This is a genomic window from Roseateles sp. PN1 (assembly GCF_038419725.1).
GTDB lineage: Bacteria > Pseudomonadota > Gammaproteobacteria > Burkholderiales > Burkholderiaceae_C > Paucibacter_A.
On sequence record NZ_JBCARA010000010.1, the window covers coordinates 69,650 to 84,519 of the forward strand.

A 14,870-nucleotide genomic window follows, 5' to 3' on the forward strand; every position below is an offset into this window, starting at 1 on the left:
AGGGCTGGCGCGCCAGCCCCGGCGCAATCCTTAGCCCGCCTCACCCAGTGCGCTCGCCAGTTCAGGCACGGCGGTGAACAGATCGGCCTCCAGGCCGTAGTCGGCCACCGCGAAGATCGGCGCTTCCGCGTCCTTGTTGATGGCCACAATCACCTTGGAGTCCTTCATGCCGGCCAGATGCTGGATGGCGCCAGAGATGCCGCAGGCCACATAGAGCTGCGGCGCCACGATCTTGCCGGTCTGCCCCACCTGCCAGTCATTGGGCGCATAGCCCGCATCGACGGCGGCGCGGCTTGCGCCCAAGGCGGCGCCGAGCTGATCGGCCAGCGGCGTCAGCACTTCAGCGAACTTCTCGCTGGAGCCCAGGGCTCGTCCGCCTGAAACGATGATCTTGGCGGCGGTCAACTCCGGCCTGTCACTGCGGCTGATTTCACGGCTCACAAAGCGGCTGGCAGCACTGGCGCTCACCGCCGCAATCGCCTCAATAGCGGCGGCTCCGCCCTTCGCCGGTGCGGCATCAAAGCCGGTGCTTCGCACGGTGATGACGCGAATCGCGTCGCTGCTTTGCACCGTGGCCACCGCATTGCCGGCGTAGATCGGCCGCTCGAAGGTGTCCGCGCTGATGACGCGGCTGACATCGCTGAGTTGCGCCACATCCAGCAAGGCCGCGACACGCGGCGCCACATTTTTGCCCGCGGCCGTGGCTGGGAACAGGATGTGCTGGTAGCTGCCCGCCAGCGCCACCACTTGCGCCGCCAAGCATTCAGCCAAGCCGTCGGCAAGCGCGGGGTCGTCGGCGTGCAGTACTTTGCTGACGCCGGCGATCTGCGCCGCAGCAGCCGCTGCAGCACCGGCATGGTGGCCGGCCACCAGCACATGGACGTCGCCACCACAGGCGGCCGCCGCGCTGACGGTATTTAGGGTTGCGCCCTTGAGGGTCGCGTTGTCGTGTTCGGCAATAACGAGTGCGCTCATGCTCAGATCACCTTTGCTTCAAGTTTGAGTTTTTGCACCAGCGTGGCCACATCGGCCACCTTGATGCCAGCGCCACGCTTGGCTGGCTCGAGCACGCTCAAGGTCTTGATGCGCGGCGTTACGTCCACGCCCAGTTCGGCGGGCGTGCACAGGGCCAAGGGCTTCTTCTTGGCCTTCATGATGTTGGGCAGCGTCACATAGCGCGGCTCATTCAGGCGCAGATCGGTGGTGATGACGGCGGGCAGGCTCAGGCTCAGGGTCTCGAGCCCGCCATCCACCTCGCGCGTCACGGCAACACGGCCATCGGCCACCTCGACCTTGGAAGCAAATGTCGCCTGCGGCAAATGGGCCAAGGCGGCCAACATCTGGCCGGTCTGGTTGCAGTCATCGTCAATGGCCTGCTTGCCCAGAATGATGAGCTGGGGTTGCTCCTTGTCGACCAGAGCCTTGAGCAGCTTGGCCACGGCCAGCGGCTGCAACTCAGCCTCGGTTTCCACAAGAATAGCGCGGTCCGCCCCCAAGGCCAAGGCCGTGCGCAAGGTCTCCTGGCACTGGGCCGGGCCGCAGGAAACAGCGATCACCTCGCTGAGCACGCCCTTCTCCTTCAAGCGCACCGCCTCTTCGACGGCGATTTCATCGAAGGGGTTCATGCTCATCTTCACATTGGCCAGGTCAACGCCAGAGCCGTCGCTCTTGACGCGCACCTTGACGTTGTAATCAATCACCCGCTTCACAGCGACGAGTGCTTTCATCGGTAACTCCAGAAAAAATGCCCCCCGGCCGGGCTGCCGGGGGCGCTTGTTTGCTGTGCACTGTCAAGCATCAAGGCCGCGCGGTCAGCGTCCGAACGGACGATGCCCGCCGGCGCCCGCCCCACACAATCAAGGCCTTGCTTCGCTAGGACACTTCCGCTCATGGCCAACCCCTATTCCCCGCTCTTGCAACAGGGCCGCATCGGCACGCTGGAACTGCGCAACCGCATCATCATGGCGCCCATGGGCTCCAACTTCGCGGAAAGCGACGGCAGCTGCGGCGAGCGCATTCAGGCCTATTACGAGGCCCGTGCCAAGGGTGGCGCCGGCCTGCTGATCATGGGCGTCTGCGGTGTGGCCTTTCCGCTTGGCAGCTGCGAGCCCTACCAGGTGGGCGTGTCCGAAGACCGCTTCATCCCCGGCCTGGCCCGCCTGGCCGAGCGCGCCCACGCGCATGGCGCCAAGATCGCCATGCAGCTGCAACATGCCGGCAAGAACGCCGTCACCTGCCTGGCGCAAGGGCGCGAGATCTGGGTGCCCTCCACGCCGAAGCCACCGCCACCGAATGAGGCGATGTTGGCTGTCACCCGCGAAGAGCTGGCCACCTTTGTCGGCGTAGGCCCACACAAGCCGCGCTTGCGTGTGATGGACCAGGCCGATATCGCCCAGATGATCGAGTGGTTCGCGGCCGCAGCAGAGCGGGCCGTCAAGGCCGGCTTCGACGGCGTGGAGCTTCACGCCGCGCACAACTACATCCTCGCGGGCTTCCTCTCCCCCTACTACAACCAGCGTGAGGACGAGTACGGCGGCAGCTACGAGAACCGCGTGCGGCTGCTGCTGGAGGTGCTGCGCGCCGTGCGCCAGCGCGTCGGGTCGGCGTTCCCGCTTTGGGTGCGCCTGGACGCGGCAGAACTGCACACCCAAGGCGGCATCAGCATGGACGAAGCGCTGCGCACGGCCAAGCTCTGCGAAGAGGCAGGTGCCGACGCCATCAGCGTCTCGGCCTATGCCCAAATGGTCAATGGCTCGGCCTTCACCGAAGCGCCCATCCCGCAAGCGCCGGGCGCATTTCTGAGCTATGCCGCCGCCTTCAAGCAGGCCGTGAACTTGCCCATCATCACCACCGGCCGCATCGAGCCGGAGGCCGGTGCCCGCGCCATCGCGGCAGGTGAGTTGGACTTCGTGGCCATGGCACGCAAGATGTTGGCCGACCCTGAGATCCCGCTCAAACTCAGCGAGAACCGCCCCCAGGACATCCGCCCGTGCATCTACTGCTACGCCTGCGTCAGTGAAATTTTCGTCAGCCGCCGCGTCAAATGCGCGGTCAACGCCATGACCGGGCATGAGTACGAGTACCCGCTCGTTCGCGCGCAAAGCCCGCGCCATGTGCTGATCGTCGGCGGCGGCCCCGCGGGCATGGAGGCGGCACGGGTCGCGGCCCTGCGTGGCCATCACGTCACGCTATTGGAACGCAGCGACCGGCTGGGCGGCACCTTGTTCTTTGCCGCCCTGGCCTATCCGGAGAACGGCCGCCTGCTCGACTATCTGCTGGGGCAGGTCAAGCATCCCAACATCACCGTGCGCCTCAACTGTGCGGCCGATGCCGCACTGGTCGCCGAACTCAAGCCCGACGAAATCATCGTCGCCACAGGCGCCAAACGGGCGGCACCGGCCATTCCGGGGGCCGAGCAAAGCCATGTCTGGAGCGGCGACGAATTGCGCCGCCTGATGACCGGCGACCGCGCCGATGAAATCGCCAAAGCCAAGCTGAACCTCGCCGAGCGCGCCATGTTCAAAGCGGGCGGCATGCTCAAGGTGACCGACAGCACTCAGGCGATACAGAGCCTGTCCAAGCTATGGATGCCGCTGGGCAAGCGCGTGGTGGTGGTGGGTGGCGGCTTGGTGGGCCTGGAACTGGCCGAATTCCTGCTTGCACGCGGCCGCGAAGTGACGGTGCTGGAGCCCGGCAGCCACGCCGGCCGCGAACTGGCCATCGTGCGCCGCTGGCGCGTGCTGGAGGCCGTCAAGGCCCATGGCACGCTGCATCTAAAAGCACAAACCGAGGCCATCACCGCCAAAGCGGTGGTCTGGACCGATAAGGGCGGAGTTCAGCACAGCAGCCCTGCCGACTCGGTGGTGCTGGCCATCGGCGCCGAGGCCGATGACAGCGTGGCACAAGCCCTGGCCGACTGCGGCCTGCCTTTGCAGCGCATCGGCGACTGCGCCAGCGTCAGCTATATCGAAGGGGCCATGCACGCGGGGAATGGGGCTGGCCGCAGCCTGCGCTGAGCGCTCAAAGCTTCAGACTCTGGGCCCTGGCGCTGCCAGCCACTGCAGCAAGGCTAGCTCTTCCATGGGCCGGCCAAAATGGAAACCCTGCGCCTCTTCACAACCCATCTCGCGCAAAGCCTGGGCCTGCTCGGGCGTCTCGACGCCTTCCGCCGTCACACTCATGCCCAGGGTGTGGCCAAGCCCAATCACCATGCGCGCAATGCTGTCGTCCTGCGCCATCTCACTGATGAAGCTGCGGTCGATCTTGAGGCGCTGAGCTTGCAGATGGCGCAAGACGCTCAAGGACGAAAAGCCAGTGCCAAAATCGTCGATCGCCACCTTAACTCCCAGCGCTGAGATCTCGCCTAGCAGATGGCGTAATAGCGCTAAGTCCTCGGCAGCCATAGATTCCGTGATTTCAAGCTCAAGCTGCTCCGGAGGAAGGCAGCTGTCCTCGATGGCCTTGCGCAGAACGGAGATGAAATCGGGCTCTCGGAGCTGGGCTTGCGACACATTGACAGCCATGGAGAGCTGTGTGTAGCCAGCCACGCGCAGCCGCGCCAGTTGCTGGCAAGCAGATCGGAGTACATAAGTACCCAGCGTGGCCATCATGCCGGCCTGCTCGGCCAGTGGAATGAAGCGGTCGGGCGAAACATATTGCCCGTCGTCTTTGCGCCAGCGCATCAGAGCCTCGATGCCGCTAGGCGAGCCATCCGACAGCTTCACCTTGGGCTGATAAACGAGGAATAGGTGATGCGCCCCATAGGCATCGCGCAACCCCGTCAGCAAGTGCATGCGCTCGCGCACATCCTGCCCCATGCTTTGCGAGTAGCAAACCGAACTGCCACGCTGATGCTGCTTGGCCTGTTTGAGCGCCACGTGGGCGTCCGACAGCAATTCATTACCACGCCGCTTACTGCCAGCCTGCTCGACGAGCCCGAGACAAGCCGTCAGCCGTACCGGCTGGCTTTCAATCTCGAAGTTCTCGACCAGCAACTGGGTTAGCGCATCCGCATGCACCTGAGTGCCGGGGCCGAGAACCCCAAACACGTCATTGCCGATGCGTGCGACCGTGCAGCCCGGCAAGCCCTTGATCAGTCGGGCCGCAATAGCTCGCAGCACCATATCGCCATAAGCATGGCCAAGCGTGTCATTGATGGCCGAAAACTGATCCACGTCCAGCAGGGCCAGCGTCAAATCCCCGCTCGCGGACTGAGCCTGATCCAGGACTTCGAGCAGCCGATTGAGATTGGGGAGTTTCAGCAGCGGGTCAACATAGGCCTGATCGACCAAGCGCGCATACAGCTGCACGTTTTCGAAGCCTACGGCCATCGAGGCGCAAAACACCTCTAGCAAATGCCGATCAAGCTCATCGAGCTCACGCCGCACTTCCACGTAGGCAGCCAGGCCGCAGCCTGATTCGGAGGCGAAATAGAGTGTCAGCGTCGCTCCGAAGTAGCTGCGGCGCTCTGCGAGGCATGCCTTCAGGGAGCTCTGGATCTCAGCCACCTCAAGCTCTTCCAACGGACGCTGGATCAAGTGTTGGAAGGGCCCCGCTGCGGCGATCACCCGCGCCGACATCAAGTCGCCGGGATGCGCTTCCTGCGCGCAAATCAATCCTGCGGGCTGCACATCAAGCAAGGCACACAGCTGCCCGACCACGCCTTGCGCGAACAACTGCATGCCGCGCAACTTGGTCAGTTCAGTACTGGCCCGCACCACTGTTTCCAAGCCCCTGCGCATATCTTCATGCGCGCGCATCTGTCGGTAGGCGCGCACCGCCGTTGTCAGCATCGTGTACAGGCGGATGCGGGTCAGCTCTGACTTGGTCTTGTAGTCGTTGATGTCGTAATCACGAATAGTCTCTTGCTCGGGGGCATAGCCAGGCTGTCCGGTGCGCAACACGATCCGCAGGGCCTTGCGCATGAGATCGCGCCGCACATGCTCCACTAGCTTAAGCCCAGCGTCTTCGGACTCCATCACCACATCGAGCAGCAAGACGGCGAGGTCGTCGATTTCAACGATGCGCTGCCTGGCCTCAGCAGCGGAGTGTGCATGCAGCAATCGCAAGGATCGCCCCTCGACTTCCATTCCGCGCAAAGCAAACTCGGTGGCCTGGTGAACGTCCGGGTCATCATCCACCACCAGGACCAACCATTCTCTTTCACACCGGGGTGGCAACAAGGCCGTCGCTTCGTCCTCGATGAGGATGTAGTCGTCGTCGATCAAAGGCTTGGACGTTTCGTCATTGCCGCTCATTGGAGACCCCCTGTTGATGGCTTGCCGTTGCGCCGGGCGCAGCCCTTGGCAATTCGAGAATCACCCGCGTGCCTTTGCCGACGCTGCTCGCGATGCGCACCGTCCCCCCAAGGAGCTCAGTCACCAGTGAATAGACGATGTGCAAACCCAGGCCCGAACCGCCGCGTCCGAGCTTGGTCGTAAAGAAAGGGTCGAAGACCCGCGACAAATGCTCCGCCGGAATGCCCGCGCCATTGTCCTCAACCGCGACGCGCAGCCGATCTGCCCCCAGGGCACTCGCCACAATGCGCACCCGGCGCTCATCGGCAATGCCATCAAAGGCATGCGCCACCGAGTTATTGACCAAATTCATCAGCACCTGCGTCATGGGTCCGGGATAGCTGTCCATGAACAGTCCGGCTGGCACTTCCTCGCAAAGGGCCACTTGGTTACGCCGCAAGGTCGGGCTGAGCATCAAGCTCAATTCATGCAGCAAATCTTGCAAGCCGAAGCCCCGCCTTTGGTAGCTAGATTGATCAACAGCCACCTGCTTGAAGCTATTCACCAACTCTGCCGCACGCTGAAGATTACGCTCCACAACCTCCGCAGACTCTTTAGCGTCACTGAGGAAGGCACTCAGCTGTGAGCGCCGCAGGCCCGCAGCCGTTTCCCCTTCGAAGCGCTGCAGGCGCTCGCGCTGGGTGGATGCCACCATCACCGCATTGCCAATCGGTGTGTTCAGCTCATGGGAAACACCCGCCACCAATGCACCAAGCCCGGCCAGCTTTTCCGTCCGCACCAGATCCTCCTGCGCCTGCTTGAGCACCTCGAGCGCCTCGCTCAGCTCACGAGTTCGCTCGTTCACTCGCCCCTCCAGCCCGGTGTTGAGCGCCTCCAACTGCGCCTGGGCGAGCTTTTGCTCAGTGATGTCATGGAAGCTGGCCAGCAAGTCATCGCCAATCCATGCGGCGCCGATCAGCACATGGCGACGTTCGCCACTTTTGCAGCAAATCTCGTACTCGGCCGCCTCCGGCTCTCCGCCAGCCCTCTTTGCACGCGCCAGCTCGGCTGTCCAGCGCTCTCTCGATCGGGCCCGGTACTCAGGGTCCGGGTAGGCAAGCGTCCACCACTGCTCGATCGACCCGACCTCCTGTGCCGAATAGCCCAGCAAGCTCGTCCAGACTCGGTTCACCATGACGAGGCGCCCCCCCGGCGCCAACAGAACCAGCGCCACCGGAGAATGCTCAAACAATTGCCGAAAACGCTGCTCGCTCGCAGCAAGGGCCTGCGCAGCACGGCGAGCTTCGGTGATGTCGCGCACAACGGCGATACACCGCTTGGCGCTGGCACTGGCACTCGACGCATCCGCTGCGCGAACCGCAACGAGTGACACCTCGGCCTCGAAGCTGCCGCCATCACCGTGCAGATGCCGCCAGACAAAGCGCTGCGGGTGCCCCTCGAAAACTGCCGACAGAAAGACCCGAGCAAGCTCATCGGAGCGCCTGCCGTCATCCTGCAGCAGTGGCGAAAGCTCTGCCGGCGAGCGACCCAGGACGTTGGCACGGCTACGTCCGAAGATCCGGCCAGACGCCTCATTGCATTCGACGATCAGGCCGTCGTCGATCAGCAGCATGGCGTCATGCGCACTCTCCACCATCTCGGCTAACTCATTGAGCCGCCGTGCGGCTCGCCGCGCCTGGGTCATGTCCTGATAGCTAGCCAGCAATTGCCGCCGCCCCAATCGATCGATCCCACGGGCCGACACCACCACCGTGCGCACCGACCCGTCGGCATGGCGAAGCTGCACCTCAGTAGCCAGCACGCTTTTGTTCTCGGCGGCGGGCTTCAGGAAGCTGCGGCGCTGCGCCTCCTCGATCCAGAAATTCAGGCTGACGCCGGTCCGGCCCTGCACGGCTGCGGACTCAAAGCCAAAGGTCTCGCACCAGGCGCGGTTCCAGTAACTGGCCTCGGGCAAGCCGTCAGCGCCCAGCAGGGAATAAGACATCGCCACCGGTGCGCTCTCGAACAGCTCCTCAAAACTCTTCTCGCTTTGCCGCAACTGCTCTTCAGCCTGCTTCAAGGCGGTGATGTCGGTGCTGACGGAAATCGCCGACTTGACCCCGTCGAGCTCGATCAAGCGCGCCGAGTACAGGGACCAGAGCACCCGGCCATCGGGCAGCTGTATGCGCGACTGGGCACTTTCAATCTGGCCGGCAGCCTCCAACTCGCGGACCCTGAGCAAGCGCTCCGACTCCGATATCACCACGCCCACATCACGCATGGTGTGGTCGATCAACTCGCCACGCTCACGCCCCAGGCGCTTCGCTGCCGCAGGGTTAACTTCCAAATAGCGGCCCTCCGCCAGCGTGGACACCACGACCGGGTTAGGAAAGGCGTCGAAGATCAGGCGCAGGCGCTGCTCACTGCGAGAGGCGCGATCCGCGCTTTGCCGCAAGGCCACACCGGCACGTGCCAATTGCTGGGCGCCCACCAACAAGGTCAGACAGACACCGCCGGCCAAGCCGAGCAGCACCCGCTGGGTCGGTAGAAAATACAGGCATAACAGCGCCGCCAGCCCCGCCAACGCCGCCAGCAGGCGCAACCAGCGCACGCGCCGGTCGGCACGAAAGCTCATCGACTCGTTCACCTGCAAGGGCACTTCGGCCATCTGCTAACTCCCCACTCGCGAGCAACCGCTCGGGGAATATACCCGGCACGGCGTCAGGGCATGGTGGGCAGTTACCCCTGCGCACAAGACGGTATCGAGCGGCTACTGGCGTGGTGCCCCGCAGCCCCCCCCCGCGCGCCTGCCGCTGCGCTCAGAAATTGGGCGCCTCAACGCCGCCGTCCACGCCCAGCACCTTGCCGGTGATCCAGGCGGCGGCCGGGCTGACCAGGAAGAGCACGGCAGCGGCAATGTCCTCTGGTTGACCCAGCCGCGCCATGGGCGTGCTGCGGGTCATGCGCTCCAAGCGGTCAGCCGTCAGGAAGGGTGCGAGGGCATCGGTCATGATGGTGCCGGGCTCGATCGCGTTGACACGCAAGGTCGGGCCGAAGTCCTGTGCCAAGTTACGCGTCAGCTGATTCAGCGCCGCCTTGGCCGCACCATAGGCGCTGAAGCTCTTTTGCGCATAGCGCGCGGCGACGGAGGAGACATTCACCACCGCGCCGCCGCCCGCCGCGCTCATGGCCGGCACGCACTTCTGCGTCAAGGCATAGGCCGGCACCACATTCCAGGCCAGCACCGCGCCAAGCTCGGCGCCACTCATCTTGCGGGGGTTGTTGGGCCCGGCGCCGCCGGCGTTGTTGACCAGGATATTGATCTGGCCAAGTTCGGCCACGGTGCGAGCCACCAGCTGATCCAAGGCCGCGTCGTCATTGACGTCGGTCGGCACAACGATGGCTTTGCGGCCCAGGGCTTGGATCTCGGCCGCAACGGCGTCCAAGTCTGCGGCCGTGCGGGCCGCCAGCGCCACATCGGCGCCGGCCCGGGCCAGCATCAATGCGCAAGCCCGGCCTATGCCGCGGCCGGCGCCAGTGACGATGGCCACCTGGCCTTGCAGTGAAAACAAAGCGTCAAGGCCAGCGGGAAAAACTTGAGAACTCATGGTCAGGGTGCTGATAGCAGCAAGGAGTAGGTGAACAAAGGAATGAAGCAGCGAGCCCATATGCTCAGGCCGCGCCAAGGGTTTGAACTCACCCAAACAGACGATGGCAGCCACCGCTGGGGCGCTACCCTGCAGGTCCCTGATCGCCTCACCCTGCCGACCGTATGACGCCCTCTCGCTTTTTCCTCAGCCAGCAACTGATACCCGGCCTGATCAACGCCGCACTGAACGGCGGCATCGCCTGGGCGCAGCACGCCCAGTCGCCGGCCGTTGGGCTCTGGGATAGCGGCGCCTACGGAACGGACTTGCTGGCCACCGGTTTCTTGCTGCCGGCGATCAGCTGGCTGATCTTGCTGCCCCTGCTGCAGCACCAGCGCACACAGGGCACGGCACCCAGCTTGAACGGTTTGCGGCGACCACGTCTATTGGCCTGGATGCCGTCCTCGCGCTGGGGCGGCTGCCTAACGATTGGCTTGCTTGGCATGATCTTGCTGGGCGGCACGGCTGCACTGGCGGCCAGCCTGCTCGGTCAACCGGCCTTCACAGGCCATGACTACGCCTGGCTGAAGGCGGCGTATGCCGCCATCTTGACGCTAACCCTGCAGCCGACCATAGTGTTTGCCGCGCTGCGCCCGGCCCACACCAAAGGCCAGCCCATCAGGGCGTGATCGTGCCGCGAATCATCTGAACGAAGTTGTCGTTATAGGGCGGCAGCATGCCCCACTCGCGGCGTGGGTCATGTGCGCAATGGCTGTAGACCGAACGCGCATGGCTGAACTCCAGAAAGCCCTCACGGCCGTGATAGTGGCCCATGCCCGAGGCACCAACACCGCCAAAAGGCGCGTCATGCAAGGCCGCGTGCATGGTCACATCGTTGATGGCCACGCCGCCCGACAGGGTGTTATCCAGCACCCACTGCTGTTCCGCCGCATCCTGGCCAAAGTAATACAGGGCCAGCGGGCGCTCATCCTGGTTCAGCGCCGCCACGGCTTCAGTCAGTTGCCGGTAACTGCGCAGCACGATGGCCGGGCCAAACACCTCGTGGCAAGAGATCTCAGCCTCGGCCGGCGGGTCCACCACAATGCGCAGCGGCATGCGGCGCTCAGCCACGGCCGCCTCACTGGGCCAGTCACCCGCGATCACCACCCGCGCCCCGCGCGCACCGGCATCGGCCACATAACTTTCGACGCGAGCGAAGTGGCGCTCATTCACCACCGGCGTCACATCGCCATTGCCGCCCATGCTGGGGTATTGCCCGGCATAGCAGGTCTGCAAACCGTCAATCAAGGCCTCGCGTTGCGACTCATGCACCCACACCACATCCGGCGAGACACAAAGCTGGCCGGAATTCAAAGCCTTGCCCACCGCGATGCGCTCAGCAGCGCTGTGGATATCAGCGCTTTGGCCAATCAGCACCGGTGACTTGCCGCCCAACTCCAGGGTCACTGGCACCAAGTTCTCGGCCGCTGCCTTCATGACCAGCTTGCCCACCGCCGTGGCACCCGTGAAGACCAGGTGATTGAAGGGCTGGTGCGCGAAGTCGCTGGCCACCTCGGGGCCGCCAAGCACCACCGTCAATTCCTCAGGCGAAAAGCTTTCAGCCACCGCAGCCGCAACGACGGCGGCAGTACGCGGCGTGATCTCGCTGGGCTTGAGGATGGCGCGATTGCCCGCCGCCAGCACACAGGCCAGAGGCGAGAACAAGGTGAACAGCGGCGCATTCCAGGTGCCAATGATGCCCACCACCCCCTTGGGTTGGTACTTGACCCAGGCGCTGGCGCCGAAATTGTCGAAGGGCGCCACGCTGGCGCGCGGCTGGTCCGGCATCCAGGCCTCGAAGTGGTCGCGCGCATGCTTGAGCGAAGACAGGGAGCCGCCCACATCGTTCATCATCGAGAACACGGTCGGCCGGCCGCCGAAGTCCTCACCCATGGCCGCGCACAGAGCATCGCTATGGCGAACCAGCATATCGATCACGCGCTGCAGGCGATCTCGGCGGGTTTGCGCGCTGACCGGACCTTCGGCGCGGAATGCGGCCTGCTGCACATCGAGCAGGGCGCGGGTGGATGCTGCTGTGGTCATTTCTAGGTTTCCTTGGGGAGGTTGATCTCGTCAAGCGAGTGCGGGCGCGATCTTGCCTGCTGCTGCGCACGCTACCGCTAGAGGTTTGCCCCAGCGTCGTCCGAAAGGACGATGGCGAGACCCAGCCCAGCCTTGAGCATGCGCACATGCCTACGCCGCCCGTCCGCAAGCCCATAGCCACTGCACCCAAGGCCTGCGCTACCCGCACGCCACCTATCCCGCTGACCCTGCTGCGAATTCAGCATCGCTCGGCTTGGCGCTGCCTGCGCACGGCGCTCGCCTTTCCGGACTTCGCCCATCTGGCACGGCGGCTGCATCTCTCACACGCCGAATTGCGCGCCCGCCTGCAGCAGCTCGATCAACTGCTGGGCGCCCAGCAGCTGTGGCTGGATGGCGGCCAGATCCAGCTGTGCGACACCTTGCGGCGCGATGCCCTGGACTTGCTCAGCCAGCCCGCACTTCATCCCGGCGCGCTCACAGCCCGCCAGCCCACCTCGCCCGAATTGGCGCACCCATCTCCACCATGAGCTCTCCCATCGTTTTCATCACCGGTGCCAGCCGCGGCATCGGTGCCGCCACCGCCATTCACTTTGCCCGAGCTGGCTGGCGCATCGCTATCAGCGCACGCACCCAGCTTGCCGGGCAGCAACTGAGCCACCAGTTGCGCCGCCCTGACGGCAGCCTGCTCGCCGGCAGCCTAGCCCAGACGGCTGAGGCGATCCGGGCTTTGGGTGCTGAGGTCCTGGCCCTGCCGATGGATTTGCTGGATCCGTCTTCGCTGGACGATGCGGCCGATGCCGTGCTCGCACACTACGGCCGGGTGGACCTGTTGATCAACAACGCGGTCTACCAGGACCGCGAGTCCAATGCCCTGCTGGCCGAGTTGGACGACGCCGCGCTGATGCGCACCTTGCAAGGCAATGTCGCCGCCCCCACCCGCTTGGTGCGCCGCCTGCTTCCCGCCATGCTGGCCCAGGGCAGCGGCCAAGTCATCAATGTCTGTTCCGGCGCAGGCAAGTTCGATCCACCGCTGCCGGCCGACCAAGGCGGCTGGGGCTTTGCCTATGGTGCGTCCAAGGCAGCGCTGGCTCGGCTGGCCGGCGTGATCAACCGAGAGCATGGCGACAAAGGGCTGCGCGCCTACAGCGTCAACCCCGGGCTGGTGAACACCGAGGCGGTCACAGCCACGCTCGGCGACGACGGCGCGCTGGCGCGCAAGTTCGGCGCCGTCGGCCCGGAGGCGATTGCCGCCGCCCTGCTGTGGCTGGCCACCGACGCCGCTGCACCCGCCTTGGCGCGCAGCCCGGTGATGCTGGATCTGCAGGACCTGGTCAAGCAGCACAGCCTCAGCTGAACGCCGCGCTAGCGCCAGATTGGCAAGTCGGCAGGCAGGCGCCATTTGCGCGAGATCAAGTGCGACGCGCCCATCGTCCAAACAGGGTATGCACATCAAGCCGCGGCGCCTCAGCATCACCCTATCTTGACCCCTAGGCATGGAGACAAAAAGCAATGGCCACCACCAAAGACTATCGACTCGGCGAATTCACCTACCCGCGCGGCTGGTTCATGATCGCTGAGGCCTGCGAGCTGGACACGCACAAGCCCTTGGCGGTGCGCTTTTTCGGCAAAGACTTCGCGCTCTATCGCGGCCGCGCCACTGGCAAGGTCGTGCTGCTGGACGCTTACTGCCCGCATATGAAAACCCATCTGGCCGCGCCCAACACCACCAGCTATGTGGTGTTGGATGGCATGGGAACCAATGTCGAAGGCGACGGTATTCGCTGCCCCTATCACGCCTGGCGCTTCGGCCCGGACGGCAAGTGCGATGACATCCCGTATCACGAAGGCCCCATCCCCGCCGCCGCATGCGTGAAGAGCTGGCAAGTGGTGGAAAGCCTGGGCGCCGTCTGGGTCTGGTACGACCCCGAAGGTGGCGAGCCTGAGTGGGCGCACCCCAGCATTCCCCAGTGGAGCGACCCGGCCTGGGTGCACCCCAAATGGGATCACCTGGGTGTGCTGAACCAACACCCGCAGGAGTTGGTGGACAACATCTGTGACTACGGCCACCTGAGCCCCATCCATGGCTCCACCGTGACCCGCTTCGAGAACGAGTTCAAGGGACACTTGGCAATTCAGCGTCAGTGCGGCGGCCACCGCACGCTGGTTGGCCCCGATGGCGTGAGTGCCGACCTCCACACCATCACGATTTACCACGGCCCGGGTTGCCTGATCTCCAACCTCACCGGCATGTACGAAGGGGTGATGCTGATCACCCACACGCCCATCGACGATGGCGTGGTTAAGGTCTGGCACTCCCTGGTGGTCAAGTCGCCCAGCGGCCAGGCCGTTGCCAGCAAGACCGATACCATCGAGGCGGCGCATTTCCAGCAAATGGCCTTGACCGCCTTCGTGCAAGACATGGACGTTTGGAACCACAAGGCCCCTTGCTTGAACGGCCTGTTCATTCCCAGCGATGGCGCCTTCATGAAGGCCCGCATTTGGTACAAGCAATTCTTCAATCCGCGCGCCAAGAAGAGCGAGTATCTGGAGCAGTGCGAGGGCCTCTACGTGCCCAAGGGCATCCCGGCGTACACGCTCGAAACGGCGGACCAAGCTGGCTAGTTGATGCCCGCCTGAACTGGCATGGCGCTGCGATCACATAGCGGCGCTGCCAAGCAAAAAGCCCGTCCCTGGACGGGCTTTTTTTCGCCTGCAAAAGCTGCCTGCATGAGCTGCAGGAACACCCACAAAAGCGCGGCCTCGGTCGAGGAAATTTCTGCCCCGCGAACATGCGCGGAAGGCCCGAATTGAAATGCACCCGAAGCCTGCCTTTGTTCCAAGCAAGGCAGTCGGTTCGATGCAACAAGCGGGCATCGGCCGCGGCAGCAGCACTGAGAACTCCGCCACAAGTAAGGCCGAAATGTCCTGGCAATTCAGGCGAAAC

The 14,870-nt window shown here is 64.3% G+C and carries 11 protein-coding genes; 5 read left to right on the forward strand and 6 right to left on the reverse strand.

Annotated elements, in window-relative coordinates:
• Positions 1–30: 30 nt before the first annotated feature.
• Both AABB87_RS15875 and AABB87_RS15880 read right to left on the reverse strand, forming a co-directional pair.
• Positions 31–975, reverse strand: a complete 945-nt coding sequence (locus AABB87_RS15875; protein ID WP_341972158.1) for an electron transfer flavoprotein subunit alpha/FixB family protein — start codon at positions 973–975, stop codon at positions 31–33.
• Positions 976–977: 2 nt separating this feature from the next.
• Positions 978–1,727, reverse strand: coding sequence for an electron transfer flavoprotein subunit beta/FixA family protein (locus tag AABB87_RS15880; RefSeq protein ID WP_341972159.1), 750 nt, complete (start codon positions 1,725–1,727; stop codon positions 978–980).
• A gap of 162 nt (positions 1,728–1,889) precedes the next feature.
• Between AABB87_RS15880 and AABB87_RS15885 the strand changes: the two genes are divergently transcribed.
• On the forward strand, positions 1,890–4,016 hold the full coding sequence (locus tag AABB87_RS15885; protein WP_341972160.1) for an oxidoreductase: 2,127 nt from the start codon (positions 1,890–1,892) through the stop codon (positions 4,014–4,016).
• 12 nt (positions 4,017–4,028) lie between these two features.
• On the opposite strand, the gene AABB87_RS15890 is transcribed toward AABB87_RS15885, so the two are convergent.
• From AABB87_RS15890 to AABB87_RS15900, 3 genes are all read right to left on the reverse strand, one after another.
• Entirely contained in the window at positions 4,029–6,257 is a 2,229-nt protein-coding gene (locus AABB87_RS15890; RefSeq protein WP_341972161.1) for a putative bifunctional diguanylate cyclase/phosphodiesterase, read from the reverse strand.
• Complete coding sequence (locus tag AABB87_RS15895) at positions 6,244–8,904, reverse strand: PAS domain-containing sensor histidine kinase (protein WP_341972162.1); 2,661 nt, start codon at positions 8,902–8,904, stop codon at positions 6,244–6,246. The genes AABB87_RS15890 and AABB87_RS15895 overlap by 14 nt, the downstream gene beginning before the upstream one ends.
• Before the next feature lie 151 nt (positions 8,905–9,055).
• Positions 9,056–9,844, reverse strand: a complete 789-nt coding sequence (locus AABB87_RS15900; RefSeq protein WP_341972163.1) for an SDR family NAD(P)-dependent oxidoreductase — start codon at positions 9,842–9,844, stop codon at positions 9,056–9,058.
• 164 nt (positions 9,845–10,008) lie between these two features.
• On the opposite strand from AABB87_RS15900, the gene AABB87_RS15905 reads away from it, so the two are divergent.
• Positions 10,009–10,512, forward strand: coding sequence for a hypothetical protein (locus tag AABB87_RS15905; RefSeq protein WP_341972164.1), 504 nt, complete (start codon positions 10,009–10,011; stop codon positions 10,510–10,512).
• Here AABB87_RS15905 and AABB87_RS15910 read toward each other — a convergent pair.
• Positions 10,502–11,926 carry a coniferyl aldehyde dehydrogenase gene (locus AABB87_RS15910; protein ID WP_341972165.1) on the reverse strand — a complete coding sequence of 475 codons (1,425 nt, stop codon included), beginning with the start codon at positions 11,924–11,926 and terminating at the stop codon, positions 10,502–10,504. The two genes, AABB87_RS15905 and AABB87_RS15910, sit on opposite strands and share 11 nt — an antisense overlap.
• A gap of 146 nt (positions 11,927–12,072) precedes the next feature.
• On the opposite strand from AABB87_RS15910, the gene AABB87_RS15915 reads away from it, so the two are divergent.
• The 3 genes from AABB87_RS15915 to AABB87_RS15925 all read left to right on the forward strand — a co-directional run bounded on the left by AABB87_RS15915 (position 12,073) and on the right by AABB87_RS15925 (position 14,548).
• Positions 12,073–12,453 carry a hypothetical protein gene (locus tag AABB87_RS15915; RefSeq protein WP_341972166.1) on the forward strand — a complete coding sequence of 127 codons (381 nt, stop codon included), beginning with the start codon at positions 12,073–12,075 and terminating at the stop codon, positions 12,451–12,453.
• Positions 12,450–13,280: an SDR family NAD(P)-dependent oxidoreductase gene (locus tag AABB87_RS15920; RefSeq protein ID WP_341972167.1), complete on the forward strand. Its 831-nt coding sequence runs from the start codon at positions 12,450–12,452 to the stop codon at positions 13,278–13,280. Before AABB87_RS15915 ends, AABB87_RS15920 begins: the two co-directional genes overlap by 4 nt.
• Before the next feature lie 155 nt (positions 13,281–13,435).
• Positions 13,436–14,548 carry a Rieske 2Fe-2S domain-containing protein gene (locus AABB87_RS15925; RefSeq protein ID WP_341972169.1) on the forward strand — a complete coding sequence of 371 codons (1,113 nt, stop codon included), beginning with the start codon at positions 13,436–13,438 and terminating at the stop codon, positions 14,546–14,548.
• Positions 14,549–14,870 lie beyond the last annotated feature (322 nt).